The sequence below is a fragment of the Streptomyces sp. NPDC052687 genome, from assembly GCF_040678395.1.
Classification (GTDB): domain Bacteria; phylum Actinomycetota; class Actinomycetes; order Streptomycetales; family Streptomycetaceae; genus Streptomyces.
Map to the genome: position 1 here is coordinate 68,668 of NZ_JBFATR010000004.1, position 24,163 is coordinate 92,830.

The 24,163-nt window shown below is 73.3% G+C and carries 23 protein-coding genes; 10 read left to right on the forward strand and 13 right to left on the reverse strand.

What is annotated here, in order from left to right; all coding sequences use genetic code 11:
- Positions 1-15 precede the first annotated feature (15 nt).
- Positions 16-2,595 (forward strand): M14 family zinc carboxypeptidase, encoded by a 2,580-nt coding sequence (locus tag AB0K92_RS06525; RefSeq protein WP_365920028.1) that lies wholly within the window; start codon positions 16-18, stop codon positions 2,593-2,595.
- Positions 2,592-3,752: a serine hydrolase domain-containing protein gene (locus AB0K92_RS06530; protein ID WP_365920030.1), complete on the forward strand. Its 1,161-nt coding sequence runs from the start codon at positions 2,592-2,594 to the stop codon at positions 3,750-3,752. Before AB0K92_RS06525 ends, AB0K92_RS06530 begins: the two co-directional genes overlap by 4 nt.
- 85 nt (positions 3,753-3,837) lie before the next feature.
- Here the strand turns inward: AB0K92_RS06530 and AB0K92_RS06535 are convergent, their stop codons facing one another.
- Both AB0K92_RS06535 and AB0K92_RS06540 read right to left on the reverse strand, forming a co-directional pair.
- Positions 3,838-4,257, reverse strand: a complete 420-nt coding sequence (locus AB0K92_RS06535; protein ID WP_365920032.1) for an organic hydroperoxide resistance protein — start codon at positions 4,255-4,257, stop codon at positions 3,838-3,840.
- Between the two features lie 130 nt (positions 4,258-4,387).
- Entirely contained in the window at positions 4,388-5,410 is a 1,023-nt protein-coding gene (locus AB0K92_RS06540; protein WP_365920034.1) for an NADP-dependent oxidoreductase, read from the reverse strand.
- A 164-nt stretch (positions 5,411-5,574) separates the two neighbouring features.
- Between AB0K92_RS06540 and AB0K92_RS06545 the strand changes: the two genes are divergently transcribed.
- The 3 genes from AB0K92_RS06545 to AB0K92_RS06555 are packed head-to-tail and all read left to right on the forward strand — an operon-like array spanning position 5,575 to position 7,460.
- Positions 5,575-6,045, forward strand: a complete 471-nt coding sequence (locus tag AB0K92_RS06545; protein ID WP_365920036.1) for a MarR family transcriptional regulator — start codon at positions 5,575-5,577, stop codon at positions 6,043-6,045.
- 9 nt (positions 6,046-6,054) lie between these two features.
- A complete protein-coding gene (locus AB0K92_RS06550; RefSeq protein ID WP_365920038.1) occupies positions 6,055-6,849 on the forward strand; it encodes an EI24 domain-containing protein in 795 nt (264 codons plus the stop codon).
- Positions 6,846-7,460: a LysE family transporter gene (locus AB0K92_RS06555; protein WP_365920040.1), complete on the forward strand. Its 615-nt coding sequence runs from the start codon at positions 6,846-6,848 to the stop codon at positions 7,458-7,460. The genes AB0K92_RS06550 and AB0K92_RS06555 overlap by 4 nt, the downstream gene beginning before the upstream one ends.
- On the opposite strand, the gene AB0K92_RS06560 is transcribed toward AB0K92_RS06555, so the two are convergent.
- Both AB0K92_RS06560 and AB0K92_RS06565 read right to left on the reverse strand, forming a co-directional pair.
- On the reverse strand, positions 7,432-8,727 hold the full coding sequence (locus AB0K92_RS06560; RefSeq protein WP_365920042.1) for a pyroglutamyl peptidase: 1,296 nt from the start codon (positions 8,725-8,727) through the stop codon (positions 7,432-7,434). The two genes, AB0K92_RS06555 and AB0K92_RS06560, sit on opposite strands and share 29 nt — an antisense overlap.
- Positions 8,728-8,811: 84 nt before the next feature.
- The gene (locus tag AB0K92_RS06565; RefSeq protein WP_365920338.1) at positions 8,812-9,387 is read right to left on the reverse strand and encodes a helix-turn-helix domain-containing protein; all 576 of its coding nucleotides are present in this window, start codon (positions 9,385-9,387) and stop codon (positions 8,812-8,814) included.
- A gap of 105 nt (positions 9,388-9,492) precedes the next feature.
- On the opposite strand from AB0K92_RS06565, the gene AB0K92_RS06570 reads away from it, so the two are divergent.
- Positions 9,493-11,919, forward strand: coding sequence for a glycoside hydrolase family 3 C-terminal domain-containing protein (locus tag AB0K92_RS06570; protein ID WP_365920044.1), 2,427 nt, complete (start codon positions 9,493-9,495; stop codon positions 11,917-11,919).
- Positions 11,920-12,037: 118 nt separating this feature from the next.
- On the opposite strand, the gene AB0K92_RS06575 is transcribed toward AB0K92_RS06570, so the two are convergent.
- Complete coding sequence (locus AB0K92_RS06575) at positions 12,038-12,946, reverse strand: SGNH/GDSL hydrolase family protein (protein WP_365920046.1); 909 nt, start codon at positions 12,944-12,946, stop codon at positions 12,038-12,040.
- A 265-nt stretch (positions 12,947-13,211) separates the two neighbouring features.
- On the opposite strand from AB0K92_RS06575, the gene AB0K92_RS06580 reads away from it, so the two are divergent.
- On the forward strand, positions 13,212-13,706 hold the full coding sequence (locus AB0K92_RS06580) for a DUF3145 domain-containing protein (protein ID WP_086168131.1): 495 nt from the start codon (positions 13,212-13,214) through the stop codon (positions 13,704-13,706).
- Between the two features lie 142 nt (positions 13,707-13,848).
- Here AB0K92_RS06580 and AB0K92_RS06585 read toward each other — a convergent pair whose 3' ends face one another.
- From AB0K92_RS06585 to fasR, 5 genes are all read right to left on the reverse strand, one after another.
- A complete protein-coding gene (locus AB0K92_RS06585; protein ID WP_365920048.1) occupies positions 13,849-15,120 on the reverse strand; it encodes a beta-ketoacyl-[acyl-carrier-protein] synthase family protein in 1,272 nt (423 codons plus the stop codon).
- A gap of 77 nt (positions 15,121-15,197) precedes the next feature.
- Positions 15,198-15,446 (reverse strand): acyl carrier protein, encoded by a 249-nt coding sequence (locus AB0K92_RS06590; RefSeq protein WP_029384719.1) that lies wholly within the window; start codon positions 15,444-15,446, stop codon positions 15,198-15,200.
- A 78-nt stretch (positions 15,447-15,524) separates the two neighbouring features.
- Positions 15,525-16,526 carry a ketoacyl-ACP synthase III gene (locus AB0K92_RS06595; protein WP_165998003.1) on the reverse strand — a complete coding sequence of 334 codons (1,002 nt, stop codon included), beginning with the start codon at positions 16,524-16,526 and terminating at the stop codon, positions 15,525-15,527.
- 22 nt (positions 16,527-16,548) lie between these two features.
- The gene (locus tag AB0K92_RS06600; RefSeq protein ID WP_365920051.1) at positions 16,549-17,487 is read right to left on the reverse strand and encodes an ACP S-malonyltransferase; all 939 of its coding nucleotides are present in this window, start codon (positions 17,485-17,487) and stop codon (positions 16,549-16,551) included.
- Positions 17,488-17,576: 89 nt separating this feature from the next.
- Positions 17,577-18,779: a fatty acid biosynthesis transcriptional regulator FasR gene (gene fasR, locus AB0K92_RS06605; RefSeq protein ID WP_165997999.1), complete on the reverse strand. Its 1,203-nt coding sequence runs from the start codon at positions 18,777-18,779 to the stop codon at positions 17,577-17,579.
- Positions 18,780-18,853: 74 nt separating this feature from the next.
- On the opposite strand from fasR, the gene AB0K92_RS06610 reads away from it, so the two are divergent.
- Positions 18,854-19,501, forward strand: coding sequence for a pirin family protein (locus AB0K92_RS06610; protein ID WP_365920340.1), 648 nt, complete (start codon positions 18,854-18,856; stop codon positions 19,499-19,501).
- Between the two features lie 28 nt (positions 19,502-19,529).
- Here AB0K92_RS06610 and AB0K92_RS06615 read toward each other — a convergent pair whose 3' ends face one another.
- Positions 19,530-20,351, reverse strand: coding sequence for a serine hydrolase domain-containing protein (locus AB0K92_RS06615; RefSeq protein WP_365920053.1), 822 nt, complete (start codon positions 20,349-20,351; stop codon positions 19,530-19,532).
- Positions 20,352-20,447: 96 nt separating this feature from the next.
- Here AB0K92_RS06615 and AB0K92_RS06620 point away from each other — a divergent pair, with 96 nt between their 5' ends.
- A complete protein-coding gene (locus AB0K92_RS06620) occupies positions 20,448-20,909 on the forward strand; it encodes a MerR family transcriptional regulator (RefSeq protein ID WP_165997995.1) in 462 nt (153 codons plus the stop codon).
- Positions 20,906-21,919 (forward strand): aldo/keto reductase, encoded by a 1,014-nt coding sequence (locus AB0K92_RS06625; RefSeq protein WP_365920055.1) that lies wholly within the window; start codon positions 20,906-20,908, stop codon positions 21,917-21,919. The genes AB0K92_RS06620 and AB0K92_RS06625 overlap by 4 nt, the downstream gene beginning before the upstream one ends.
- 24 nt (positions 21,920-21,943) lie before the next feature.
- On the opposite strand, the gene AB0K92_RS06630 is transcribed toward AB0K92_RS06625, so the two are convergent.
- Together AB0K92_RS06630 and AB0K92_RS06635 are read right to left on the reverse strand one after the other, a co-directional pair.
- Positions 21,944-22,798 (reverse strand): DUF4429 domain-containing protein, encoded by an 855-nt coding sequence (locus tag AB0K92_RS06630; RefSeq protein ID WP_365920057.1) that lies wholly within the window; start codon positions 22,796-22,798, stop codon positions 21,944-21,946.
- A gap of 67 nt (positions 22,799-22,865) precedes the next feature.
- A complete protein-coding gene (locus AB0K92_RS06635; RefSeq protein ID WP_365920059.1) occupies positions 22,866-24,083 on the reverse strand; it encodes an alpha/beta hydrolase in 1,218 nt (405 codons plus the stop codon).
- Positions 24,084-24,163: the final 80 nt, after the last annotated feature.

Consider the following 24,163-nt stretch of genomic DNA (forward strand, 5'->3'; position numbering starts at 1 on the left):
CCGGAGGAGGTACGCGTGCGCACCAAGAGGACCGCGAGAACCGCCCCTGCGAGACCCGTCCTGACCACCGCCCTCGCCCTCACCTCGGCGAGTGCCCTGCTGCTCGCCGCGCCCGGCCCGGCCGGCGCGGACCCGGCTCCCGTCACCAGGGAGACCGCGGAGTCCCCGGCGCTCGACCACCGGAACGCCGCCACGTCGCCGCAGAGCGCGGCCCGCAGAGCCCTCACCGACCCGGGGCCCGGCCGCCCCGGCGACACGGAACGCACCCATGACGCGCGCGGCTATCCGCGCGAGCAGACCCTCGCCCCCGACCCCGAGAACCCGGCCGACAAGTCCCTCAAGCTGGGCCTGACGCCGTATCACGCGATCGCGAGCCGGCTGAACGCCCTGCAAGCCCTCGGCGACCGGGTGAGCGTGGAGGTCGCGGGCCGCTCGGCGGGCGGCCACCGGCTGTACCTCGTCACCGTCACCGCCCCGGAGACCCCCGCCCGGACCCGCGCCCAGCACCGGATGCGGGACCTCATCGAACGGGCCCCGGCGACGGCGGCCGGGGACCCGCGGCTGAAGAAGGCGTACAAGACCCCGGTCTTCTTCAACAGCAACATCCACGGCAACGAGTGGGAGGGCACCGACGCCGCCCTCCGCCTCGTCGAACGCCTCGCGACCGCGAAGGACGACAAGACCCGTGACCTGCTCGCGCACAGCCGCCTCTACTTCAACGTCACCGCCAACCCGGACGGCCGCATCGCCGGCACCCGCGCCAACGCGAACGGCTTCGACCTCAACCGGGACTTCGTCACCGCCTCACAGCCCGAGACCCGCGCGATGCGGCAGATCCTGCTCGACAAGCAGCCCGTGGTGATGCTCGACCTGCACGGCTACGTCAACGGCACCCTGATCGAGCCCACGACCCCGCCGCACGGCGAGAACTACGAGTACGACCTGTTCCTGAAGAACACCTACGCCAACGCCCTGGGCATGGAGGCCGCCGTCAACGGCCTCGGCTACACCGCCGAAAAGGACGGCGTCCAGCCCGCGCAGATCCCCTTCCGCGACCAGGACGAGGGCTGGGACGACTGGCCGCCGATCTTCACCCCGCAGTACGCCGCCTTCCACGGCGCGGTCGCCGCGCACACCGTCGAGATCCCGCTGCGGGTGAACAACGCCTCCTACGACACCCTGCCGGCCGCCGAACTGCGCCGCCGCGCTGCCGTCAACACGGACGTCGCGCAGGCCGCCATGACCGCCACCCTCGACCATGTGCGGCGCCACCGCGAAGCACTCGTCGCCGACCAGATCGAGGTGTTCCGCCGCGGCGCGGCCGGCGCCCCGCAGGTCCCGGTGTCGCCCGCGACCGTGCCCGGCGTGCCCGGCATCGGACCGGAGGACGTCTACACCACCACCTTCCCGCGCGCCTACGTCCTGCCGCCCGGCGGCCCGGCCACCGCCCGCCTCGTCGGCCACCTCCTCGCCAACGACATTCGCGTCGCCCGCGTCGCCCACCCCGCGCCGGGCTACCCGAAGGGCGCGTACGTCGTCGACATGCGCCAGCCCAAACGGGGACTCGCGGCCGCGCTCCTCGCGGACGGGCGGGACATCAGTGACAAGGTGTCCGTCATGTACGACATCTCCGGCTGGAGCCTCGGCCGGCTCTGGGGCGCCCCGGTGCGGCCCGTCACCGGCGGCGCCCTGCCCCACGCCGCGCTGCGCCCGGTGCGCGCCGCCGCGCCCGTCGCCCACGTCGCCCCGCGCGGCGACCTGCGCCTGCGCCTGGACGACGCCCGCGAGATCGCCGCTCTCAACGGGCTGCTGCGCCGGGGCGTGCCGGTGCGGCGGTCCGCCGACGGCGCCGCCGCGATCGTGCCGGGCTCCGCGCGCCGGCAGGCCGCCGAGGCGGCCCGGACGTACGACGTCTCCTTCGACCGGACCACGGACCGGGGCACCGCCCCGCTGCGCCACGTCCGCGTCGCCGCCGCCGTGACACCGGGCGAGCTGTTCGCGCTGCGGGAGATGGGGTTCGAGGTCACCCCGGTCTCCACGGCCGTGCTGAACGCGGGCTTCGACTGGTCCGGGACGGACGTCCTGTTCGTGTCGGCGGGCCTCGACCGGGACGCCCTGAACGAGCCGGCGCGCCGCGCCCTCGACGCCTTCCTCGACGGGCACGGCTTCGTCGGCCGCGGCGCCGCCGGTGCGCAGCTGAACGCCGGCGCCGGGCTGCTCGCCGTCAAGGCCGTCCAGGGCAACGGGGACGCCAACGGCGTGGTCCGGGTGGTGAACTCCGGCCCGCTGACCCGCGGCGCGCCCGCGCACGGCTTCGTCTACGCGCCGCTGTGGTTCACCGACCTCGGCCCCGGCGTGCGCGCCGAGCAGGCGTACGCGGCCGGGAACCCGCTGCTGTCCGGCCACTGGCGCCCGGCCGCCGACGGCACCGGCGGCCCGGCGGACGCGGCCGGACGGGCCTCGGTGGTGAGCGGACCCGGTGCGGTGCTCTTCGGCACGGAACCGCTCTTCCGGGCGCATCCCAAGGGAGAATTCCCGCAGGTCGGCCGGGCTTTGCTGACCACATCACGGACACAGGTCGAGGAGAGCGGATGACACAGGAGATCCACGGCACGGTCGCCGACGGCTTCGAGGGCGTACGGGAGGAGTTCGCCGCGTTCGTCGCCCGGGAGCGGCGCGAACGGCCGGACTACGAGGGGCAGCTGTGCGCCTATGTGCACGGCAGGCGGGTCGTCGACCTGTGGGCCGGACCGGAGGTGACCGCCGGGTCCCTGTACGGCGTGTTCTCCTGCACCAAGGGCGCCGCCCACCTGGTCACCGCGCTGCTCGTGCAGGACGGCACGCTGGAGCCGGACCGGAAGGTGACGTACTACTGGCCGGAGTTCGGCGCCGAGGGCAAGGGCGCGCTGACCCTGCGCGATCTGCTCGCGCACCGGGCGGGCCTGGTCGGTCTGGACGCCGGGTTCACCGCCGAGGAGCTGGCCGACGACCGGCTGATCGCGGAGCGGCTGGCGGACCAGCGGCCGTTCTGGCGGCCGGGCACCGCGTTCGGCTACCACGCGCTGGTGATCGGCGCGCTCACCGGCGAGGTGGTCCGCCGCGCCACCGGCCGCACCCTCCAGGAGGTGTACGAGGAGCGGGTGCGCGCCCCGTACGGTCTGGACTTCTTCCTGGGCCTGCCCGAGTCCGAGGAGCCCCGCTTCCGTTCCGTGCAGCCGATGGCGCCGACGCCCGAGCAGCGGTCGGTGCTGGACGACCGGCAGACGGGACCGCACACGCTGGCCTCGATCGCGTTCAACACGCACGTGCCGGGCGCGGTCGAGCTGGTGGACCACGCCAACTCGCGGCTGGTGCGGGCCAAGGGCCCGGCGTCCGCGGGCGGGGTCGCCTCGGCGCGCGGGCTCGCCGGGATGTACGCGGCGGCGATCAGCGAGGTCGACGGGCGTCCCGCGCTGCTGAAGCCGGACACGATCGCCGAGGTCGGGCAGATCCACTCCATCGGCCACGACCTGGTGGCCCGCGCGCACAAGGCGTTCGGGCTGGGCTTCCAGGCGACGGCCGAGAACTGGTACCCGTTCCTGGGCGCCGGCGCCTTCGGGCACAGCGGGGCGGGCGGCGCGCAGGCGTTCGCCGACCCGCGCAGCGGACTGGCGTACGGCTACACGCGGCGCCGGTGCGCGTTCCCGGGCGGGGCGGCGCCGGAGAACGTGGCGTTCGTCCGGGCCGCGCACCGGGCGGCGCTGGCCCTCTGAGCGCGGGCTCGTCCGCGCGCGGGCACGGGCGGAGGCCGCACCCCACGTCCAAGGGTGCGGCCTCCGCCGTACGCAACGAGTGCCGTCAGGCGAGCGTCACGGTGATGTTCCCGCGGGTCGCCTTGGAGTACGGGCACACCTCGTGGGCCTTCTTGACCAGGCTCCGCGCGGTCTCCGCGTCCACGTTCGGGATGTCCGCGGAGATCTCGACGATCAGGCCGAAGCCCTCGTCGTTCCTGCCGATGCCGACCTTGGCGGTCACGGTCGAGCCCGAGACGTCGGCGCCCTCCTGGCGGGCGACGACGCCGAGCGCGCCCTGGAAGCAGGCGCTGTAGCCGGCGGCGAACAGCTGCTCCGGGTTGGTGCCGGCGCCGCTGCCGCCCATCTCGGCGGGCGGGTTGACGACGACGTCGAGCTTGCCGTCGTCGGTGGAGACCCGGCCGTCGCGACCGTTCTCGGCGGTGGCGACGGCGGTGTACAGGACGTCCGACTGCTGAATGGCCATGCGGTGGTCTTCCTCCTCGGTCCGCCGCGACTCGCGCCCACGATCGCCGACGGTTTCCGGAAAGAAGTTACCGCATAACGGAAAGCGGCAGAAGGGGTGTCCAGAGGTCAGACAGCGGGACCGGGCCGGGTCAGAGCTTGACGATCATCTTCCCGGTGTTGTCGCCGCGCAGGACGCCGAGGAAGGCCTCCAGGTTGTTCTCGATGCCCTCGACGACCGTCTCGTGGTACTTCAGCGCGCCCGAGGCGACCCAGGGTCCGACCTCCTGGACGAACTGCGGCTGCAGGTCGTAGTGGTCACCGACCAGGAAGCCCTCGATCCGGCCGCGGGTCTGGATCAGCCGGGCCAGGTTCCTCGGGCCGGGCGCGGGCTCGGTGTTGTTGTAGACCGAGATCATCCCGCAGACCGCGATCCGGCCACCCTCGTTCAGGGAGCCGATGGCGGCCTCCAGGTGGTCGCCGCCCACGTTGTCGAAGTACACGTCGATGCCGTCCGGGGCGGCCGCGCGCAGCTGCTCGCCGACGGGGCCGTCCTTGTAGTTGAACGCGGCGTCGAAGCCGTACTCCTCGACCAGCAGCTTCACCTTCTCCGCGGACCCGGCCGAGCCGATCACCCGCGAGGCGCCCTTGAGCTTGGCGATCTGCCCCACCTGGCTGCCCACGGCGCCGGCCGCGCCGGAGACGAAGACGCTGTCGCCCTCCTTGAAGGCGGCGGTGCGCAGCAGGCCGGCGTAGGCGGTCAGGCCGGTCATGCCGAGCACGCCGAGGTACGTGGACAGCGGCGCCGCGTTCGCGTCGACCTTGACCGCGTGCTGGGCGCTCACCGCGGCGTACTCGCGCCAGCCCAGGAAGTGCAGCACGTGGTCGCCGGCCTCGAAGCCCTCGGCGTTGGAGGCGACGACCTCGCCGACCGCGCCGCCCTGCATGACCTTGCCCAGCTCGAACGGGGCGACGTAGGACTTGGCGGCGCTCATCCGGCCGCGCATGTACGGGTCCACCGACAGGTACAGGTTCCGCACCAGCACCTGGCCCTCGCGCGGGGTCGGGACCTCCGCCTCGACCAGGGCGAAGTTCTCGGGCTCGGGCCAGCCGACCGGGCGGCTGAGCAGGTGCCATTCACGGTGGACGGCGGGAAGCGTGGGGGTGTCGGACATGAGCCGGCCTCTCGTGCGGGGTGCGCTGTCTCGTGGTTCCGGAACCAGTCGCTCGGGAACCAGTGGTTTCCGTACCGGTGGTTCCCTACCGGTTGTTTCAGGACCTGAAACAACCATGCGCCTGAATATTTCAGGATGTCAAGCAAACGGGTACCCTGGACGCCATGGCCGCCACCCCGCCCCCCGCCCGCCGCCCCGACGACCTCACCCTGGAGGTCGTCGATCTCATCGGCGCGGTCGTGGCCCGCTACCACGAGGAGTTCGAGGAGGCCGCCGCAGGGCACGCCCTCACCGGCGCCCAGGCCAAGCTCCTGTCCCTGCTCTCCCTCGGCCCGCTGCCCATGCGCAAGCTCGCCCGCAAGCTGCGCTGCGAGCCGTCCAACGTCACCGGCATCGTCGACCGCCTGGAATCCCGCGGCCTGGTCGAACGCCGCCCCGACCCCGCCGACCGCCGCATCAAGGTCGCCGCCGTCACCGACGAGGGCCGCCGCGTCGCCCGCGGCCTGCGCGAGTCCCTGCACTTCGCCCGCGAGCCGCTGGCCGCGCTCGGCGAGGCGGAGCGCCTCGCCCTGCGCGACCTGCTGCGCCGCATGGTCGAGTCCGGGGCCGGGCCCGAGGAGACCCCCGGCGGTTAAAGTGCACCCATGCGCGATCTCGGGGTGGGCTTCGGCTATCTGATCAAGGGCCAGCGTTGGGTGGCCCGGCACGGCAGGCAGTTCGGCTTCGGGCTGCTGCCCGGACTGATCACCCTCGTGCTCTACGCCGCCGCGATCACCGCGCTCGCGCTGTGGGGCGCGGACTTCGTCGCCTGGGCGACCCCGTTCGCCGACGACTGGTCCAGCCCCTGGCCCGGACTGTTCCGCGGTCTGCTCACCGCCGTGCTGTTCGCGCTGTCGCTGCTGCTGGCCGTCGTCACCTTCACGGCGGTCACCCTGCTGATCGGCCAGCCCTTCTACGAGAGCCTGTCGGAGGCGGTCGACCGGGACGTCTCCCCGGACGGCACCGCCCCCGAGTCCGGGCTGCCGCTCTGGCGCGAGCTGTGGATCTCCGGCCGGGACAGCCTGCGGATCGTGATCCGGGCCGCCCTGTGGGGCGTCGCGCTGTTCGCGCTCGGGTTCGTGCCCGTCGCCGGACAGACCGCCGTCCCCGTCCTCGGCTTCTTCGTCACCGGCTTTTTCCTCACCGAGGAGCTGACCGGCGTGGCCCTGCAGCGCCGCGGCGTCGAACTGCGCGACCGCCTCGCCCTGCTCCGCTCCCGCAGGACCCTGGTCTGGGGCTTCGGAACGCCCCTCGCCCTCGCCTTCGTCGTCCCCTTCGTCGCGGTCTTCCTGATGCCGGGCGCGGTCGCGGGCGCCACCCTGCTCGCCCGTGACCTGCGCAGCGAGGAGACCACCGGGCACGACACCACCGACCGCCGGCAGGAGGACGCCGTCCAGTGACCGAGATCCTCGCCGTGGCCGTCATCACCGTGCTCGCGGTGATCGCCCCCGGCGCCGACTTCGCCATGATCGTCCGCAACAGCTACCTGTACGGCCGCCGCACCGGCCTGCTGGGCGCCGTCGGCGTCGCCGCGGGCGTCCTGGTGCACGTCACCTACACCATGCTCGGCGTGGGCCTGCTGATCGCCTCCTCGACGTTCCTGTTCACGGTCGTCAAGCTGACCGGCGCCGCCTACCTCGTCTACATCGGCGTCCGCACCTTCCGCGCCCGCGGCGACGTCCGCGTCGACCTCGGTGACAAGACGGAACTGACCCCGCTCGCCGCCCTGCGCACCGGCTTCCTCACCAACGTCCTCAACCCGAAGACCACCCTGTTCGTCGTCTCCACGTTCGCCCAGGTCGTCGACCCCGGCACCCCGCTGTGGCAGCAGGCGGGCTACGGCCTGTTCATGTCCCTCGCCCACCTGCTGTGGTTCGCCGTCGTCGCCGTGTTCTTCTCGCAGGACCGGATGCGCACCCTGATGCTGCGCGCCCAGAAGGTCCTCAACAAGGTCATCGGCTCGGTGCTGGCCGGCCTCGGCGTCAGCCTCGCGTTCGCCCCGTCGCACTGACGGCGACCGCCACGACGGACCGCACCTGCGCGACGATGTCCCGCCGGTTGCGGACGAACTCCGGATCGGTGACCTCGGTGGTGTTCCCCGCGCCGAACCGGAGCACCGGCGTGTGGACATGCCCGCCCGGCAGGCCCTTCAGCCGCAGCCGGTCCCGCAGCAGCGTGGCCCGGTAGGCGATCTCGTTGGACAGGTAGTCCCCGCCGCCCCCGGCCCGCGCCGTCGAACCGGGGGTCGGCCCGTCCGGCCGTACGACGGGCTCGGTGCCCCCGGCCGGGATCTCCGTCACGGACGTGTTGTCGTACACCGGGAAACGGCCGGTGTCCGCCGCCACGATGTCCCGGTACGGCAGGGTCGTCGACGTCCACTGCGGCGCCGCACCCGGACCGGGGACCGGGATGGTCTCCGTGCGGCCGGTGTTCTCGTTGTCGGGGAAGCCGCCCCGCCAGGCCCCGTTGGTCCGCTCGATGTCGAACCGGCCCACCCGCCCCTGGCTGACCGTCGCGAACAGGTCCACCCCGGCCAGATACGGCCGCAGCGTCCGCTCCACCGTCCCGTCCGTGAAGTCCCGCCAGCGCACCGGGAACACCACGGTCTCCACCCGCGCCGGCCCGTCCGCCGTCTCGATCACCGTGCCGTCGAGGGCGAGCGCGGCGGCCCCGGACGGATTGGAGATCCGGATGTCCCGGTCCAGCGTGAATGGGTCGAACCCGGTGACCAGGACCCGCCTGACGCCCTCGCCGCGGTGCGGGAAACCGATGTCTTCCTGCCCGCGCGAGGTCCGCTCCAACGCGTCCAGCAGCGCCGCCCGTTGCCGCTCGGACAGAGCGAACTGCGGTCGCCACGACCGTACTTCGCGGGTCATTGCCAGCCGCGCCCAGTACAGCGGCCGGTCGTCGTCCCGGCTCAGCTCCCCGCCCGCCGGACCGCGCCCCTGCGCCCGCGCCACCGCCCGCCGCCACAGCGCCGACCCCTCACGGACGACGACGGCGCGCGCCTGCGCGTAGGAGCGCGCCGCGCCCAGCGCCTCGGCGAACCGCGGTGCGGCGCCGGCGAATCCGGAGCGCCGCAGGATCTCCTGCGGGACGGCCTGGTCGAGGCGCCGCTCCTCGACCGAGACGGCGGGAGCGGCGGCGGGGGAGTCGGCGGGGGTGGTGGTGGCGGTCGCGGCGGAGTCAGCGGGGGTGGTGGCGGTCGCGGGGGCGGCGAGGCCGGTGACGAGCGCCAGGGACAGCAGGGCGCCGATCCGGACACGGGGGGATATCAAGGCGGTGGGGTCCTTCCGTCGCCGTGGGCAGGGACGTGCTGCGCAACGGCGGAAGTCTCCCCGCGCCCCGCCCGATCTACGCGGTCACTCCTCGCCCAGCAGGCTCAGGAAGTCCCGGAACGCCCCCGGCATGTCCACCGACTCCGGGTCCAGCAGCCACTGGTACTGCAGGCCGTCCATCACGGCGACCAGCAGCGGTGCCACGCGCTCGGGCGTGAGCCCGTTCGGCAGCCGGTCGCCGTACTCGGCGCGCAGGACCTCCGTCATCGACCGGCGGACCTGGACGTACCGCTCGGTGAAGTAGCCGCGGGCGGGATGACCGCCCGTCACGCTCTCGCCGAGCAGCGCCGCGAAGGTCTGGATGATGCCGGGGCGCATCGCGTTGTACTCCACCAGCGGGGCCAGCAGGTCCATCCGCCACTGCCGGGCCGGCATCGCGTCCCAGCGGTCGCGCTCCTCCAGCACGGCGACGAGCAGGGCGTCCTTGGTCGGGAAGTAGTGCAGCAGTCCCTGCTGGGTGAGCCCGACCCGCTCCGCGACCGCCGCCATGCTCGCGCCCCGGTAGCCGCGCTCGGCGATGACCTCCAGCGCGGCCCGCACGATCGCGGCCCGCCGCTCCTCGCTTCTGACCCTCGCGCCCATGGCGTCACCGTACGACATCCGTGTGCTCGTCATATAACGACAAGATAACGAAACCTAATGCTTCACAGGCGCCCGGTGCACCATGAGGAGGCGCCCGCACCGGCCCGACAAGGAGGCACCGCCATGGCCAGCACCCCGGCACCCCTGGACACGGCCGTCGAGGCGGCCCTCGCCCGGCTCGACCTGGACACCAAGACCCGCCTGCTGGCCGGCCAGGACGCCTGGACCCTGCCCGCGCTGCCCGCGATCGGCCTCGGCTCCCTGGTGATGTCGGACGGGCCGGTCGGGGTGCGCGGCGTGCGCTGGAGCGCCGACGACCCCTCCGTCGCCCTGCCCTCGCCCACCGCCCTCGCCGCCGCCTGGGACCCGGACCTGGCCCGCCGCGCCGGCGTCCTGCTCGCCCAGGAGGCCCGCCGCAAGGGCGTCCACGTGCTGCTCGCCCCCACCGTCAACCTGCACCGCTCCCCGCTCGGCGGCCGCCACTTCGAGGCCTACAGCGAGGACCCGTACCTGACCGGCCGGATCGGCGCCGCCTATGTGACGGGCGTCCAGTCCGGCGGCGTCGGCACCACCGTGAAGCACTTCGTCGCCAACGACGCCGAGACCGACCGCTTCACCGTGAACAACGTGATCCCCGCCCGCGCCCTGCGCGAGCTGTACCTGGCCCCCTTCGAGGCGATCGTCGGCAGCGCCCGCCCCTGGGGCGTCATGACCGCCTACAACTCGGTCAACGGCACCACCATGACCGAGCACCGGTACCTCGTGAACGAGGTGCTGCGCGGCGAGTGGGGCTTCGACGGCGTCAACGTCTCCGACTGGACCGCCGCCCGCGACACCGTCGCCGCCCTGCACGGCGGCCTCGACATCGCCATGCCGGGCCCGGACACCGTTTACGGCCCCGCCCTCGCCGAGGCCGTCCGCGCCGGCCGGGTCCGGGAGGCCGCGGTCGACGACGCCGTCCGCAACGTCCTGCGCCTCGCCGCCCGCGTCGGCCTCCTCGACGGCGCCGAGCCCGCCGTCACCGAGCCGCCCGCCGACGTGGACGGCGCCGCCCTGGCCCGCGAGATCGCCCGCCGCTCCTTCGTCCTGGTCCGCAACGAGCGCAGCCTTCTGCCGCTGAGGCCCGGCCGCACGGTCGCCCTCACCGGCGCCGCCGCCCGCGACGCCCGCGTCCTCGGCGGCGGCTCCGCCACGGTCTTCCCCGCCCGCACCGTCTCCCCGCTCGACGGCCTCACCGCCGCCCTCCCCGAAGGCACCCTCACCTACACCGTCGGCGCCGACCCCAGCACCGAACTCGCCGTCGCGGGCTCGGGCTTCGAGCTGCGCGCCGACTGCCGCGACGCGCACGGCGCCCCCATCGCCACCGCCACCGCCCCCAACGGCCGGATCCAGTGGCTGGGCGACGACCTCCCCGACGGCGTCACGCACGACAACCTGCACTCCGTCGAGCTGACCGGCACCTTCACCCCCCGCGAGACCGGCACCCACACCTTCGGCGTCCAGGGCACGGGCCGCTTCACCCTCACCGTCGACGGCACCACGTACTACGACGACGACCAGCGCCCCGCCAAGGACGACCCCTTCGAGGCGGTCTTCGCCGCTCCCGTGCCGCGCGCCCGGGTCGCCCTCACCGCCGGGCAGCCGGTGCCGGTCTCCCTCACCCACGTCGTCGACCCGCCCGCCGGCGTCCGCGTCAAGGCCGTCGCCTTCTCCCTCGCCCACCAAGAGCCGCAGCGCGACCCCGACGAGCTGATCGCCGAGGCGGTGCGCGCCGCCCGCGCCGCCGACACGGCCGTCGTCGTGGTCGCCACCACCGAACACGTCGAGTCCGAGGGCTTCGACCGCACCGACCTGCGGCTGCCCGGCCGCCAGGACGACCTGGTCCGCGCGGTCGCCGCCGCCAACCCCGACACCGTGGTCGTCGTCAACGCGGGCTCCCCGGTGGAGCTGCCGTGGCGCGACGAGGTCGCCGCCGTGCTGCTGACCTGGTTCCCGGGCCAGGAGGGCGGCGCCGCCCTGGCGGACGTGCTCACGGGCGCCCACGAACCCGGCGGACGCCTCCCCACCACCTGGGGCGCCCTCGCCGACGCCCCGGTCACCCGGGTCACCCCGGAGAACGGCGAACTCCGTTACGAGGAGGGCGTCTTCATCGGCTACCGCGCCTGGCAGAAGGCGGGCCGCACCCCCGCGTACCCCTTCGGCCACGGCCTCGGCTACACCACCTGGGCCTACGAGTCCGCCGAGGTCCACGGCAGCACGGTCACGGTCCGCGTCCGCAACACCGGCGAGCGCCCCGGCCGCGAGGTCGTCCAGGTCTACCTGGCCCCCGCCGAGCCCGGCGCCGAGCGCCCGGCGCGCTGGCTCGCCGGATTCGCGGGCGTCGAGGCGGCCCCCGGCGAGACCGCCGAGGCCCGCATCGACCTCCCCCGCCGGGCGTTCGAGATCTGGGACGAGACGACCAACTCGTGGTCGTTTGTGAAGGGTTCGTACGAGATCCAGGCGGGACGCTCGATCGCCGACCGCAGGATCACCGTGCCGGCTACCGTCTGAACCCTGGGACGACTCGTCCTGCCGAGCAGCCCCGGTCCGGCACCTGACACCGGACCGGGGCTCGTCCCGTCAGCCCGCGATCCGCCGCCCGTGCCCACCCGGCCGGCGCCACCACCCCCTAGGGCGCCTCGCGGGCCGTCACCGTGCGATAGGCGATCTCCGCGAGCCGCGCCTGGCCGTCCACACTCGGATGGAACCAGTCCCACTGGCTCAGCTGCGCCACCCCGAACCGGTACGCGAACACCGCGCCGCCGTCGGAGCGGCAGTACCGGTCCTGCGCGCACACCTCGCGCAGCACCCGGTTGTACGCCTCCACCCGCTCATGCACCGTCGACCGCCGCAGCCGCGCCGCCGCGTCCAGCGCCTCGGCGTCACCCAGCATCGACGGACAGATCCCCAGCTTCCACACCTGCAGGCCGAGCGCGCTGGTCCGCCCCTGCTGCCACAGCCGCAGCAGATTGGGCACGCTCGCCACGTACACCTGCGCCTTGGGCGCGCCGCGGCGCAGGGTGCGCAGGGCCTCCGTGAAGTCCGCGCGGAAGTCGGCGACCGGCGTCATCGCGTCCGCCGAGGCCCGGCAGGCGTCGTTCGCGCCCGCCATCACCGTCACCAGCTCCGGCCGGCGCGCCGCCGCCCGCGCCATCTGCCCGGGCAGATCCGCCATCCGCGCCCCGGTCACCGCGTAGTTCCAGCTGTGCGAGGCCGCCCGCGACCGCCCCAGCAGCCGCACGGCCAGACTGTCGACCTCGGGACTGCTGCCGGTCGCCCACGACACCTCGGGGCAGTCCGACAGGACCGTGCAGGCGTCGAAGCCGCGGGTGATGGAGTCGCCGACCGCGGCGACCGACCGCGGGGTGGTGTCCCAGTCCGGGGTCGGCGTGGGCGACGCGCGGCGTTCGGCGCTGCCCGGCGGGCTCGGCGCGTCACCGCCCACGGCGTCACACCCGGTGACCCCCAGCACGGCGGCCGCGGTCATCCCCGCCAGGACCGCCCGCGCACGGCGGCGACGGTCGCGCGGCTTCCGCATGCCCTGGTCCATCCCTTGTCACCCGTGATGTCGTGTCATGTTCTCCAACCCATGACAGCGTCCCAGGGTTCCCGGCGCACCTCATGGAACGGGTCACACCCGCACAGGCGTCCTGCCGGGTGAATGGCGGAGGTTTCCCGGTACCGGGACCGACGGTACGTCACACTCCTTGCGCCGCCGCACGGTAGCCTCGCCATCAACGTGGCCTGCAGGGCCACCGCCGCCCGCCCGTCCGCCCCCAGTCCCGCTCAGCCCGGAGGTACCGGTGACGACACGTGGAGTTCTGTACGTGCACTCCGCGCCGCGCGCGCTGTGCCCGCACGTCGAGTGGGCCGTCGCCGGGGTGCTCGGCACGCGCGTCAACCTCGACTGGATCCGGCAGCCCGCCGCCCCCGGCACCTGGCGCTCGGAGTTCTCCTGGCAGGGCGAGGCGGGCACGGCCTCCAAGCTGGCCTCCGCGCTGCGCGGCTGGCACCTGCTGCGCTTCGAGGTCACCGCGGAACCCTGCCCCACCGCCGAGGGCGAGCGCTACAGCTGCACCCCGGACCTCGGCATCTTCCACGCCGTCACCGGCATCCACGGCGACATCCTGATCCCCGAGGACCGGCTGCGCGCCGCCCTGCTGCGCTCCCAGCGCGGCGAGACCGACCTGGAAGCGGAGATCGCCAAGCTGCTGGGCAAGCCCTGGGACGACGAGCTGGAGCCGTTCAGATACGCGGGCGAGGGCGCCCCGGTCCGCTGGCTCCACCAGGTCGTGTAGACCACGGCCGGGAGAACCCACCCAAGGGGCGCGGGGAACTGCGCGAGAACCCCCCACGGTCCGACCCGGCAACGCACCGTCGACAGAACGGCGAACGGCCCGCCCCCCGAAGGGGACGGGCCGCTCTTCACAACCGACGGAGTCACACCGTCCGGAACGCCAGCACCACGTTGTGCCCACCGAAGCCGAACGAGTCGTTGAGGGCAGCGATACGGCCCTCGACGGGCAGCTTCCGCGCCTCCCCGCGGACGATGTCCGCGTGCGCCTCCGCCTCCGGGTCGAGGTTCTCGATGTTGATGGTGGGCGGCGCCACCCGGTGGTACAGCGCCAGGATCGCGGCGACGGACTCGACACCGCCCGCACCACCCAGCAGATGCCCGGTCATCGACTTCGTCGCGGACACCGCGAAGTGGTCCGCCTCGTCACCGAACACCTTCCGCAGCGCCTTCAGCTCGGCCACGTCACCGGCCGGCGTCGACGTCGCGTGCGCGTTGACGTGCACGATCTCCGCCGGGTCCAGGTCGGTGCGCTCCAGCAGGTTCTGCAGCGCGTGCGCGATGCCGCGGCCCTCCGGCTCCGGCTGCACGATGTCGTGGCTGTCGGCGGAGATGCCCTGCCCGACCGCCTCGGCGTACACCCGCGCCCCGCGCTTGGCGGCGTGCTCGGCGGACTCCAGGACGATCACACCGGCGCCCTCGCCGAGGACGAAGCCGTCCCGCGCGACGTCGTACGGCCGGGACGCGCCCTGCGGGTCGTCGTTGTTCTTGGACATCGCCATCATGTTGCCGAACGCGGCGATCGGCAGCGGGTGGATGGCCGCCTCCGTACCGCCCGCGACGACCACGTCCGCGCGGCCGGTGCGGATCATCTCGATGGCGTAGCCGATGGCCTCGGCGCCGGACGCGCACGCGGAGACCGGCGTGTGCACACCCGCGCGGGCGTTCACGGCCAGACCGACGTTCGCCGACGGGCTGTTCGGCATGAGCATGGGGACGGTGTGCGGGGAGACGCGGCGGACGCCCTTCTCCTTCAGCACGTCGTACTGGTCCAGCAGGGTCGTCACACCACCGATGCCGGAGGCGATGACCGCGCCCAGCCGGTCGGGGTCGACCGAGCCGTCCTCACCGGCCTTGCCGGTGAAGCCCGCGTCGGCCCACGCCTCCTGGGCGGCGACCAGCGCGAACTGCGCGGACCGGTCCAGCCGGCGGGCCTGCGGCCGCGGGATGACCTCGGAGGGCTCCACGGCCACGGACGCGGCGATCCGGACCGCCTGCTCGGCGGCCCAGTCCTGTTCGAGGGGCTTGACGCCGGAGCGCCCGGCGACCAGGCCCTCCCAGGTGGAGGCTGCGTCGCCACCCAGCGGTGTGGTTGCGCCGATACCGGTGACGACCACGGTGCGATTGGTCGGGCTCACGGGAATTCTTTCTCCAGATCGGTGGATTCAGCGGCGCCACCGCCGGGTGGCGGGGCAGGCAGCAGCCTGATCGAGGATCAGGCCTGGTGCTTGAGGATGTACTCGGTCGCGTCGCCGACGGTCTTGAGGTTCTTGACGTCCTCGTCGGGGATCTTGACGTCGAAGCGCTCCTCGGCGGCGACGACGACCTCGACCATGGACAGCGAGTCGACGTCCAGGTCGTCGGTGAAGGACTTGTCCAGCTGGACGTCCTCAACCGGGATGCCGGCGATCTCGTTCACGATTTCGGCGAGACCGGCGACGATCTCTTCCTGAGTGGCGGCCATGTTGGCGCTCCTTCGTTGTTTTCCAGAGGGTGTGGCGGTGGCGTCCGCGACGGATCGGCTCGATCCGGCACGGAGTGCCTAGGGGAGGGTAACGACCGACGCGGCGTAGACGAGACCCGCCCCGAATCCGATGACGAGCGCGGTGTCGCCGCTCTTCGCCTCGCCGGTCGCCAGAAGCCGCTCCATCGCGAGCGGGATCGAGGCGGCCGAGGTGTTGCCGGTGGTGCGCACGTCGCGGGCGACCGTGACGGTCTCCGGCAGCTTGAGGGTCTTCACCATCGAGTCGATGATCCGCTCGTTGGCCTGGTGCGGGATGAAGACGTCCAGGTCGTCGGCGGTGATGCCGGCCGCGTCCAGCGCCTGCTGGGCGACCTTCGCCATCTCGAAGACGGCCCAGCGGAACACCGCCTGGCCCTCCTGCGTGATCGCGGGGAACCGCTCGACGTCGCCCGTGCGGTAGTCCGTCCACGGCACGGTCTGCTTGATGGTCTCGGCCTTGTCGCCCTCGGAGCCCCAGATGGTGGGGCCGATGGCGGGCTCGTCCGAGGGGCCGACGACGACGGCGCCGGCGCCGTCACCGAACAGGAAGGCCGTCGCGCGGTCCTCCAGATCGGTGAGGTCGCTCAGCCGCTCCACGCCGATGACCAGGACGTACTCGGCGGAACCCTCGACGATCATGCCCTTGGCGAGGGTGAGGCCGTACCCGAAGCCGGCGCAGCCCGCCGAGATGTCGAAGGCGGCGGCCTTGTTCGTACCGAGCTTGTCGGCGATCTCGGTGGCGACGGCCGGGGTCTGCTTGAAGTGCGTGACGGTGGAGACGATCACCGCGCCGATCTGCCCGGCGGTGATCCCGGCGTCCGCGATGGCCTTGCCGGACGCCTCCAGCGACATCGCGGCGACGGTCTCCTCGTCGTTCGCCCAGTGACGGGTCTGGATGCCGGACCGCGAACGGATCCACTCGTCCGACGAGTCGATCGTCTCGAGGATCACCTCGTTGGGCACCACGCGGGTGGGCCGGTAGCCGCCCACGCCCAGGATGCGGGCGTACGGGGCGCCCTTCGCGGGCTTGATCTTCGACATGGGTCGGTCGGCTCCTTCGGGCTCAGGCGCCCGCCGCGTCGGCGGCAGCTTCGGTGGCGGCCGCGATCAGCTCACGGGCCGCGTCGAGGTCGTCGGGGGTCTTCAGGGCCAGCGTCCGCACACCGGGCAGGGCGCGCTTGGCCAGACCGGTGAGGGTGCCGCCGGGGCAGACCTCCAGCAGGGCGGTGACGCCCATGGCCTTGAAGGTCTCCATGCACAGGTCCCAGCGGACCGGGTTGGCGACCTGGCCGACCAGCCGGGAGACGACCTCGTCACCGGTGGCGACGGTCTGCCCGTCCTTGTTGGAGACGTACGGCACCGCCGGGTCGGCGGGCGTGAGCGCGCGGGCGGCCTCGGCCAGCTTGTCGACCGCGGGGGCCATGTGGTGGGTGTGGAACGCGCCGGCCACCTGCAGCGGAACGATCTTGCGGACGCCCTCGGGCTTGTCCTCGTTCAGCGCGGCCAGCTGCTCCAGCGTGCCCGCGGCGACGATCTGGCCGGCGCCGTTGACGTTCGCCGGGGTCAGGCCCAGCTTCTCCAGGTGGGCGACGCTCACCTCGGGGTCGCCGCCGAGCAGCGCCGACATGCCGGTCGCGGTGATCGCGGCGGCCTCCGCCATGGCCAGCCCGCGCTTGCGCACGAGGGTCAGCGCGGCGGTGTCGTCGAGGACGCCGGAGAGGGCGGCGGCGGTGATCTCACCGACGCTGTGGCCCGCGACCGCACCCGGCCGGATGTCACCGAGTGCCGTGGCCGACAGGATGCCGGCGGCGACCAGCAGCGGCTGGGCGACGGCGGTGTCGCGGATCTCCTCCGCGTCGGCCCTCGTGCCGTAGTGGGCGAGGTCCAGTCCGATGGCCTCCGACCAGGCGGCGACGCGTTCGGCGGCACCGGGCAGGTCGAGCCAGGGGGTCAGGAAGCCGGGCGTCTGAGCGCCCTGGCCGGGAGCGACGAGTACGAGCACTCTCACACTCTCTCTTGGGGACGGGCACGGCCGCCCGTGGGGACAAGGACGAAGAACAGCAGGGGGTTTTGTGGATCCCGCACAAAAGCCTAGGGCTGGGCATCCCCGTCGGCCAGACGCCCCAGGATGAGCGCGATCCGCAGTGTGAAGGCGGAGCGTACATCGGAAGGGGACCAGCCGGTGACGTCAGTCACACGTCGGAGCCGGTAGCGGACGGTGTTCGGGTGAACGAAGAGCATCCGGGCGGCCCCCTCCAGACTGCTCGCCTGCTCCAGGTACACACTCAGCGTCTCCAGGAGCGCGGACCCGGCCTCCTCCAGCGGTCTGTAGATCTCCTCCACCAACTGCTCGCGGGCGCCCGGGTCTCCGGCGATCGCGCGCTCCGGCAGCAGATCGTCCGCCAGCACCGGCCGCGGGGCGTCCTGCCAGGCGGAACACGCCTTCAGCCCGGCCGCGGCGGCCTGCGCGGACCGGGTCGCGGCCAGCAGGTCCGGCACGATCGGACCCGCCACCACGGGCCCCGCCGCGAACGGCCCGATCAGCGACTTCGCGACCGCCAGCGGGTTGTCGCTGCCGCCGGCGATGACGACCAGCCGGTCCCCGAGGACCCCGGTGAGCACCTGCAGCTTGGCGTGCCGGGCCGCCCGCCGGATCGCCTCCACGGTCAGCTCGGAGTCGCCGTCGGGTGCCGTGCCCAGCACCACGCAGACGTGCTCCGGCGAGTTCCAGCCCAGCGCGGCGGCCCGCGAGACCGCCCCCTCGTCGGCCTCCCCGCTCAGCACCGCGTTCACCACCAGCGACTCCAGGCGGGCGTCCCAGGCACCGCGTGCCTCGGCGGCCTGGGCGTAGACCTGCGCGGTGGCGAAGGCGATCTCCCGCGCGTACACCAGCAGCGCCTCGCGCAGCACGGACTCGTCACCGGGCGCCGCGACCTCGTCGATGGCCGACTCCATGACCTCGATGGTGGTCCGCACCATCTCCACGGTCTGCCGCAGCGTGATCGCCCGGGTCAGCTCGCGCGGCGCGGTCCCGAAGACATCGGTGGAGATCGCCTGCGGGGCGTCCGGGCGCCGGAACCACTCCGTGAACGCCGCGATACCCGCCTGCGCGACCAGCCCGATCCAGGAACGGTTCTCCGGTGGCATGGCCCGGTACCACGGCAGGGTCTCGTCCATGCGCGCGATGGCCTGCGCGGCGAGGGATCCGGAGGACTTCTCCAGCCGCTTCAGGGTCGCGTCGTGCGGATGGGCGCGGCGTGCGGCTACGGGGCTGCTGGATTCGGGTTCGGGCACGGGGACAAGACTGCCTTATCGGAACGGGAGCATGCTCCGCCGGGTCGTCATGGACGTCTACGGTGGGATGCGTGATGGACATACGGCGCGCCGGCGAGCGCTCTCCCGGAGGGGACCCGGAGTCGGGGATCGTATCCCGGCACGCCTTCTCCTTCGGCTCGCACTACGACCCCGACAACCTGCGCTTCGGCGCGCTGATCGCCTGCAACGAGGAGCGGCTCGCCCCGGGCGCCGGCTTCGACGAGCACCCGCACAGCCACACCGAGATCGTCACCTGGGTCGTCGAGGGGGAGCTGACCCACCGTGACTCCACGGGCCGCGAGAGCGTCGTACGCCCCGGAGACGTCCAGCACCTGAGCGCCGCGGCCGGCGTCCGCCACGTCGAACGCAACGACGGCGACACCCCGCTCACCTTCCTGCAGATGTGGCTGACCCCCCTGACACCCGGCGGCACCCCCTCCTACGCGGTCACCCGGGCGCTCACCACCCCGTACCCGGTGCCCGCCGCCGGCGCCACCCTCCATGTGCTCAGCCTCACACCGGGCGGGCGGACCGCCCTGCCGGACGCGCCCCTCCGCTATCTCCACGTCGTCCGGGGCGACCTGCGCCTGGACACGCGGACACTGGGCCCCGGCGACTCGGCGAGGATCACCGGGACGCAGGCCGTGGAGGCGCGGGCGCGGACGGCGACGGACGTCCTGCTCTGGGAGATGACCGCGTAACCCGCACGCGGTCACCGCTCCCGCCGGCTCAGCCGCGCACCTCGGCCAGCACCGCGTCCGTGAACGGCGGCCACGCCTCGACCGCCCAGGGCCCGAAAGCGCGGTCGGCCAGGGCGACGCAGGCCACGCCCGCGTCCGGGTCGATCCACAGGAACGTCCCGGACTGCCCGAAGTGACCGAACGTCCGCGGCGAGGACGACGATCCGGTCCAGTGCGGTGACTTCCCGTCCCGGATCTCGAAGCCGAGCCCCCAGTCGTTGGGGTTCTGGTGCCCGTACCCCGGCAGCACCCCCTTGGTCCCCGGGTACTGCACGCTCATCGCCTCGGCCACCGTCCGCGGATCCAGCAGCCGCGGCGCCTGCACCTCCGCCGCGAACCGCAGCAGGTCCGCCACGCTCGACACCCCGTCCTTCGCGGGGGACCCCTCCAGCGAGGTCGACGTCATCCCCAGCGGCTCCAGCACCGCCTGCCGCAGATACTCGGCGAACGGGATGTCCGTGGCCTTCGCCACATGATCACCCAGCACCTCGAACCCGGCGTTCGAGTACAGCCGCCGCTCGCCGGGCGTCCCCGTCGAACGGTGCTCGTCGAAGGCCAGCCCCGAGGTGTGCGCCAGCAGATGACGCACCGTCGAGCCCTGTGGCCCGGCCGGCTCGTCCAGCTCGATCGCGCCCTCCTCGTAGGCGACCAGCACCGCGTACGCGGCCAGTGGCTTGGTCACCGAGGCCAGCGGGAAGGGCCGGTCCACCGGCCCGTGGGTCCCGAGGACCGTGCCGTCGGCCCGTACGACACCCGCTGCGGCGGCGGGAACAGGCCAGTTCTCGATCAACGCGAGGCTGTTCAGCGACATGCGTCGAGCCTAAGCGCTCACCGCTGTGCTCCCGTCGACGGGTCCGGCGGGATTCTCCTTGCCTGGAGTGCACTCCAAGGTCATAGCGTGGTGGCCATGACGGTGATGCAGACCATGCCCGCGGCCACCGACGACCAGCCCAGCACGACCGACATCTGCTCCGCCGCGCCACCCCGGCACCCCCGCCCGGACGGCCAGGACCGCTACACGATCAGCGAGGTCGCCGCCTTCACCGGCCTGAGCGCCCACACCCTGCGCTGGTACGAGCGCATCGGCCTGATGTCCCACATCGACCGCTCGCACACCGGCCAGCGCCGCTACACCAACCGCGACCTGGACTGGCTGGACCTGGTCGGCAAGCTGCGGCTGACCGGAATGCCGGTCGCGGACATGGTCCGGTACGCCGAGCTGGTGCGCCAGGGCGACGACACCTACCCCGAACGGCGCGAACTGCTGGAGGCGACCCGCCGGGACGTCCTCAAGAGGATCACCGAACTGCAGGACACGCTCGCCGTACTCGACCGCAAGATCGGCATTTACTCCGAGAGGACCCGATGACCACCACCACCCTCCCCACCGTCCGGCTCGGCGCGCACGGCCCGGAGGTGGGAGGACAGGGCCTCGGCTGCATGGGCATGAGCTTCGCCTACGGCCCGGCCGACGCCGGGGAGTCCCGGGCCACGCTGGAACGGGCCCTGGAACGCGGCGTCACCCTGTTCGACACGGCGGACGCCTACGGCGACGGGGACAACGAACGCTTCCTCGCCCCCTTCGTACGGGCGCACCGCGACGAGCTGGTCATCGCCACCAAGTTCGGGCTGTCGATACCGCCGGACGACCCCGCCCGGCGCATCATCCGCAACGACCCGCCGTACCTGCGCCGGGCCGTCGAGGCCAGCCTGAAGCGCCTCGGCACCGACGTCATCGACCTCTACTACATGCACCGCCGGGACCCGCGGGTCCCCATCGAGGAGACCGTCGGCGCCATGGCCGAACTGGTCCGCGAGGGCAAGGTCAAACACCTCGGCCTCAGCGAGGTGACGGCCGGCGAGCTGCGCGCCGCGCACGCCGTGCACCCGATCGCCGCCGTGCAGTCGGAGTGGTCGCTGTTCAGCCGCGACATCGAACGCAACGTCGTCCCGGCCGCCGCCGCGCTCGGCGTCGCCCTGGTCGCCTACTCCCCGCTCGGCCGGGGCTTCCTCACCGGCTCCTTCGCCCGCGCCGAGGACCTCACCCCCGACGACTTCCGCCGTCGGCAGCCCCGCTACACCGGCGACAACGCGGCGGCCAACGCGGTGCTGCTGGACCGGGTCCGCGAGGTCGCCGCCCGCCGCGACGCCACCCCCGGCCAGATCGCCCTGGCCTGGGTCCACCACCGGCAGACGGTCCACGGCCTCCCGGTGATCCCCCTCCCGGGCACCAGCAAGCCCGGCCGGGTGGACGAGAACACCGCGGCGGCCCGCCTCACCCTCACGGAAGAGGACCTGGCCGTCCTGGAACCGCTCGCCTCCCTGGTGGCAGGTGACCGGTACGCGGACATGGCGTTCACGTCCGCGGGGCGGGAGTGAACCCGCCCGGCCCCCGGCGGCCGCTCACAGCTCGGCGAGCAGCTCCGCCTTCTTCACGGAGAACTCCTCGTCGGTGACCAGCCCGGCCTGATGCAGCTCCCCGAGGTGCCGGATCCGCTCGGCGATGTCCGCGGGGTCGCGGCGCCGGTGCGCCACGGCCACCGCGGGCACCGGCCCCTGCGCCCGCACCGCCGCCAGCACCGCCGCCGCGAACGGCAACGACTCGTGCACGGGCCCGTACCCCAGCCCGAACACCACCGCCGCCGGATCCTGATCGGCCTGCGCGGGCTGGTCCTGACCGCACCCGTCCCGCCGCAGCAGCCGCAGATACCCCTCGAACAGCTCGGGGGAGCGCCACTCGACGCCCCCCAGCTCCGTGACGGGGAAGCTCTGGTCGCCGGCCTTCCACTTCGCCGACGACGCCCCGGTCCAGAACCACCGGAACCGCACGGTCGTCCCGTCGAAGGAGGCCTTCCCGTCGTACGCCTTGAAGGACAGCGGGGCGCCGGGCGCGGCCACGAGGAACCGGTCCGCCGGTCCCGACTCGGTCAGCCGTGCCCGCAGCTCGTCGGCGTAGTACTCGGCGAGCATCTCCTGCTCGGCCGGCAGTACCAGCCGGTACGGATCCCCGTTCTCCTTCAGCTGCCCGTCCGCCGCCTCCAGCACGGGGTCGGCGCCCGGCCGCACCTCCGCGCGCAGCACGACGGTCCCGCGCTTCCCGGGGGTCAGCGTGACCCCCTGCAACGCCGCCAGCGGCACCCGGCGCTCACCGAGCGCCTGGAACAGCTTGGGTGTCCGAATCCCCCGTTCGTAACGGATGAGCACGGAGTCGGACTCGAACTCCCAGGCGGCATGAAATCCGGCCAGTACGTCACCCATGCGGCTCATCGTATGCGGCGCACGCTCTTTCGTCCCCTCCCTGCGCATACCGCTGTTCTTCCGTCCTCTACGCGCGTCCGGCCGGGAACGCACCGGACAAACCCGCCCGGCACATGCCCCGATCGTCGGCGCAGTCCACCGCGCGGTACGCGCCAACCCCGATCTCGGCGAGGTTCGCCAGGCTCTCCGTGCCCGGTTCGAAGTACCCGGCGTGCCCCCGGGCGCCGCGCGCCGACAGCAGCCGGGCGCCGAAGGCGGCGGACATCGGGTCCGCGCCGTGCCCGAGGCCGCCGAGGTCGAGATACGGCACGTCCTGGATCCAGTCGTCGGCGTCCCGCATGGCCCACACATGGGCGGAGGTGCCCAGGTGCGCCGCCTTCGCGACCCGCATGCCGGGGCTGCCGGCCACCGCTATGTCGGCGACCCGCCGCGGCAGCGCGGGCGCGGCGACGCCGCACACCACCGAGCCGTAGCTGTGGCAGAACAGGGAGACCGGCGCGTCGCCGGGCAGCGCGCGCACCAGCGCGGTCAGCCGGACGGCGCCGTCCGCGGCGCGGTGCGCGGTGGCCGCGTCCATGCCGATGCCGCTGGGGGCGGTGTAGTCGGCCCAGGCGATCACGGCGGTGCGGGTGCCGGGGCTCGCCGCGCGTTCGGCGGCGTACAGCGACTTCGCCATGCCGACCGGGGCGGAGTGGGCGCGGCGGGTGCGCTGGAAGGTGAGCAGGTCGGTGTCGACGCCGGGGACGACGACGGAGATCCGCTCGGCCCGGGTGAGGTCGCCGAAGACCTCGGCGATCCGGCCCGAACCCTCGGGGTCGAAGGCGAGGATGTGCCGCCCCTCGCGCATCAGCGCCTCGAAGCGGTGCATCCGGCGGCCGGCCTCCTGCTGTCCGGCCGGGGTGAGCCGGCTGTCGCGCATGCGCCGCCGCTCCACTTTCCCGGCCTGGGCGAGGGCGACGCGGTTGGCGCGGTAGCGCAGGTCCACGGGGGCGCCGTTCATGTTGCCGACCGCGAGCGGATAGCGGTGGGCGAGACGGGTGCGCTGGGCCTCGGTGAGCGAGGCGAAGAAGCGGGCCAGCCGGTCGGGGCCGGAGTCCGGGTCCGGCAGCGGGTGCCCGTCGATCCGCCCCCGCTCCCAGGCGGTGAGGGAGGCCTGCAACGGGGTGGTCTCCCGGTGGCCCTTCAGCGCGGTCCAGCCGGTGGTCGCCAGCATGACGAAGACGACCGCCAGCGCGAGCAGCGCGCGCCAGAGGTTGAGTTGCGGGGAGGTGCCGAAGGAAGTCACTGGGAGGACACACTAGGAGAACGAGAGGGTCTCGCGTGACCCGTGTGACAGGCATCACGTTTGGGTGTCCGGTCGCGGAG